Origin of the sequence: Arthrobacter sp. HMWF013, from assembly GCF_003061105.1 — a bacterium.
In the GTDB taxonomy this organism is placed as follows: Bacteria; Actinomycetota; Actinomycetes; order Actinomycetales; family Micrococcaceae; genus Arthrobacter.
Genome location: NZ_QAIQ01000313.1, coordinates 1 through 3,608, shown reverse-complemented (window position 1 = coordinate 3,608; position 3,608 = coordinate 1). Strand labels below are relative to the sequence as shown.

General features: G+C 63.5%; 4 protein-coding genes and 2 tRNA genes. 1 reads left to right on the top strand and 5 read right to left on the bottom strand.

Translation table 11 applies throughout. The features are described from left to right. The 4 genes from DBR22_RS24485 to DBR22_RS11900 all read right to left on the bottom strand — a co-directional run. Positions 1 to 216: ATP-dependent Clp protease proteolytic subunit (locus DBR22_RS24485; protein WP_258229163.1), on the bottom strand; the 216-nt coding region annotated here is incomplete at its 3' end. A gap of 43 nt (positions 217 to 259) precedes the next feature. Continuing rightward, positions 260 to 877, bottom strand: coding sequence for an ATP-dependent Clp protease proteolytic subunit (locus tag DBR22_RS11910; RefSeq protein WP_108599190.1), 618 nt, complete (start codon positions 875 to 877; stop codon positions 260 to 262). 229 nt (positions 878 to 1,106) lie between these two features. After that, positions 1,107 to 2,498 (bottom strand): trigger factor, encoded by a 1,392-nt coding sequence (tig, locus tag DBR22_RS11905; protein WP_108599186.1) that lies wholly within the window; start codon positions 2,496 to 2,498, stop codon positions 1,107 to 1,109. An 82-nt stretch (positions 2,499 to 2,580) separates the two neighbouring features. Next, positions 2,581 to 2,655: transfer RNA gene (locus DBR22_RS11900), tRNA-Pro, on the bottom strand. A 148-nt stretch (positions 2,656 to 2,803) separates the two neighbouring features. On the opposite strand from DBR22_RS11900, the gene DBR22_RS11895 reads away from it, so the two are divergent. Further along, positions 2,804 to 2,877 (top strand) — tRNA-Gly (locus DBR22_RS11895). A 69-nt stretch (positions 2,878 to 2,946) separates the two neighbouring features. Here DBR22_RS11895 and DBR22_RS11890 read toward each other — a convergent pair. Continuing rightward, the coding region (locus tag DBR22_RS11890) for an Fpg/Nei family DNA glycosylase (protein WP_108599185.1) at positions 2,947 to 3,608 on the bottom strand (662 nt) is incomplete at its 5' end.

Here is a 3,608-nt window from a genome sequence, read left to right as displayed (position 1 = left end):
GTCCGGGTCAGTCGACTCGAGAACGAGCAGCTGCGCCATGACGTCGTCGGCGGAGGCGTCGTCCACCTGGACGCCGAGGAAGATGATGCGGTCCTCGAACAGCTTGGTGTAGGGGTCCTGGCGCTTGAAACCGTAAGGCGTGCGCTCTTCGAACTGGGGAAGGACGTAGCGGCTGGTCGGAAGATTACCGGCAGTCGATCCGAAGTTGTAGGTCATTTTGTTGCTCCTGATCTGGGTGTTCTGCAGTGCCGGGTTACTTCTAGGAGGCGGACTCGCCGGAGGTGCCGTTGGCAGTACCGCCGCCACCGGATACCGAACCCGCGTGGGCCGCAATCTTGTCGAAGAAACCGTACTCGAGGGCCTCGGGGGCGGTGAACCACTTGTCGCGGTCGTTGTCCTTGAGGATGGTTTCCACGGTCTGGCCGGTTTGGTCGGCGGTCAGCTCAGCCATGACCTTCTTCATGTGGAGGATCAGCTCGGCCTGGATCTTGATGTCGGAGGCCGTGCCGCCGATACCGCCGGAGGGCTGGTGCATCAGCACACGGGCGTTGGGGGTGGCGTAGCGCTTGCCCTTGGTGCCGGAGGACAGCAGGAACTGGCCCATGGAGGCTGCCAGGCCGGTGGCAACTGTGACGACGTCGTTCGGGATGAACTGCATGGTGTCATAGATGGCCATGCCGGCCGTCACGGAACCGCCCGGGGAGTTGATGTAAAGGTAGATGTCCTTTTCCGGGTTCTCGGCGGACAGGAGCAGCAGCTGGGAGCAGATGGCGTTGGCGTTGTCGTCACGCACCTCGGAACCGAGCCAGATGATCCGCTCCTTCAGGAGGCGGTTGTAGATGTAGTTGTCCTGGGCTGCGGGATCGACCGTCGCCATCCGGGGGGCCTCTGCGTGCTGTGACATGTGTACTTACCTCTCGCTGGTGACGGTGACGTTACTGAACGACATCACTGAACTTCACTACTTGGACACTAACCGTTTTGCCGGCCTATTTGTTCGCCGGAATCGCGCTGTTCGCTGACGGCGCACGATCGCTACGGGGCATCGGTTAAAGCAGGCAGCCCCCGGACCGTTTGGTCCAGGGGCTGCGCTCACGCAGGGCGTGCTAGAACTTTACGGCTGCCGGATCGTCGTTCTTAGCGGCTTCGGCGTCGGCCTCGGCGCCTTCGGTAGCCTCGGCCTCGACGGCCGCAGCTTCCTCTTCGCCGCCGGGGCGGACGAAGTCGCTGAGGTCAACAGCCTTGCCGTCGGTGTCGGTGACCGTTGCCTGGCCAAGGACCACGGCCAGTGCCTTGCGGCGGCGGACCTCGGAGACCATCATGGGGACCTGGCCGCTCTGATCGATGATCTGGGCGAACTGGTTCGGGTCCATGCCGTACTGGCTGGCGGTGGTGACGATGTAGTCGATCAGCTCGTTCTGGCTGACGTTGACTTCTTCCTTTTCGGCGATGGCGTCGAGGATGACTTCGTTCTGGAAGGCCCGGGCGGTGTTGGCCTTGACCTCTTCGCGGTGTTCCTCGGTGTCGTGTTCGCCTTCACCGTGGCCGTTGCCCTCTTTGAAGTGGGCTTCGAGCTGCTCTTCAACCACGGAGTCCGGAACAGGAACCTCGACGAGCTCAACGAGCTTGTCCAGCACCTTGTCGCGGGCTTCTACGCCCTGCTCGACAACCTTGGAATCGGCAGCCTGCTTGGCCAGGTCTTCGCGGAGTTCGGCGAGGGTGTCGAACTCGGAGGCCAGCTGCGCAAAGTCGTCGTTCGCCTCGGGAAGCTCGCGCTCCTTGACGGCCTTGACAACCACCTTCACCTGCGCGGCTTCGCCGGCGTGGTCGCCACCCACCAAAGTGGTTTCGAAGATGGCGTCTTCATCAACGCTGAGGCCGGTGACTGCTTCGTCCAGGCCTTCAAGCATGGTTCCGGCGCCTACCTGGTAGGACAGGCCCGAGGCGGAGTCGACGTCGGCGCCGTCAATGGAGGCGTTGATGTCGATGGTCAGGAAGTCGCCATCGGCAGCGGGGCGGTCCACGGACTTCAGCGTGCCGAAGCGGCCGCGGAGTTCGTCCAGGGCCTTGTCGACATCTTCGTCGGAGGACTCTGCGGCGGCAACCTCAACCTTGATGCCGGCGTAGTCAGGCAGTTCGATCTCGGGGCGCACATCAACCTCGGCGTGGAACTTCAGTTCCCCGTCCGTGGAGGTGGGGTCCGGAACTTCGGTGATCTCAACCTCGGGGCGGCTCAGGGGGCGGATGCCGGATTCCTGCACAGCTGCCTGGTACCAGCCATTGAGGCCTTCGTTGATGGCCGTCTCCAGGACGTAGCCGCGGCCAACGCGCTGGTCAATCAGCTTGGAGGGGACCTTGCCCTTGCGGAAGCCAGGGACCTGGATCTGCGAAGCAACAGTCTTGTATGCCTCGTCGATGCTGGGCTTCAATTCCTCAAAGGGGACCTCAACATTGAGCTTGACCCGCGTGGGGGTGAGGTTCTCGACAGCGCTCTTCACGGTCTAAGTACTCCTGGGTTTGTGGGATGGGTTTTCTGCAAATGCTAACGATCTGTCCAGGCCGTCGGCCCGGGCCGCAGAGTCGGGGTGACAGGATTTGAACCTGCGACTTCCTGCTCCCAAAGCAGGTGCTCTAGCCAAGCTGAGCTACACCCCGTAAGTGCACAGGCAAGTCTACGGCCATTCCGGCCGTGAATGCACATTTGACACGTGGGGCATGAATTAGGTTTAGTTGTATCCGGCTTCAACAGCCAGCCCGAAAGTCCGGCCGCTAAGATGGAAATCATCAGCGACGCTGTACTCCCGGGGACGTAGCTTAATGGTAAAGCCTCAGTCTTCCAAACTGATTACGCGGGTTCGATTCCCGTCGTCCCCTCCAGCCAAAAGCAGGGCCCCTCAATGAACACGAGGGGCCCTGCTTTTTTGTCTGCTGCGCGTCGTGCCGGGCCTACTTCCCGGGTTGCTGGCAGCCCGGGCACCAGTACAGCTTGCGGCCGGCGAGCTCGGTGATCGCCACGGGCACAGCGCAAACCCGGCAGGGCAGCCCCTCCCGCTTGTAGACATAGTGGGCATGTTCCCCCGCGGGCAGGAGCGCGCCCGGGTCCCAGTACACCGCAGGCGTAGTGATGATCCGCCCGTCGCGCACGCCGTCGGACATTACCGCTGCGGTGTCGTCCCACAAAAGTCCGGCGGCTCCGCGCGAGAGTGCCTTGCCCGGCAGCCACGGATCCAGCTGCTGGCGGAAGAGCACCTCGGCCCGGTAGACATTTCCGACGCCGGCAATCACCTTCTGGTCCATCAGCAGCGCAGCCACCGGCGTTTTCCGGGCCAGCAGTCCTGCCACGAATCGTGTCCGGTCCGCAGGCAGGTTCCTTAGCGGATCCGGGCCGAGCCTTGCCAGGACAGCCAGCGCCTCGGCCTCGGTAATGACAGCGCAGGTGGTGGCACCGCGGAGGTCCGCCCACCCGTGCCCGCTGACCAGCCGGACACGGACTGCGCCGCGGGGCTCGGGGGGACCGTGGTAGGCGTCGTCGCGCCCGGCCCCGACGTCGCCGTCGCCGTCGTCGTACAGCTCCTGCTCACCCACCTTCCGCGGTGCGCCGATGCTGG

Coding starts and splice junctions, on each gene's coding strand:
- DBR22_RS11910 (WP_108599190.1), bottom strand. CDS start 877: ATGGCGACGGTCGATCCCGCAGCCCAGGACAACTACATCTACAACCGC.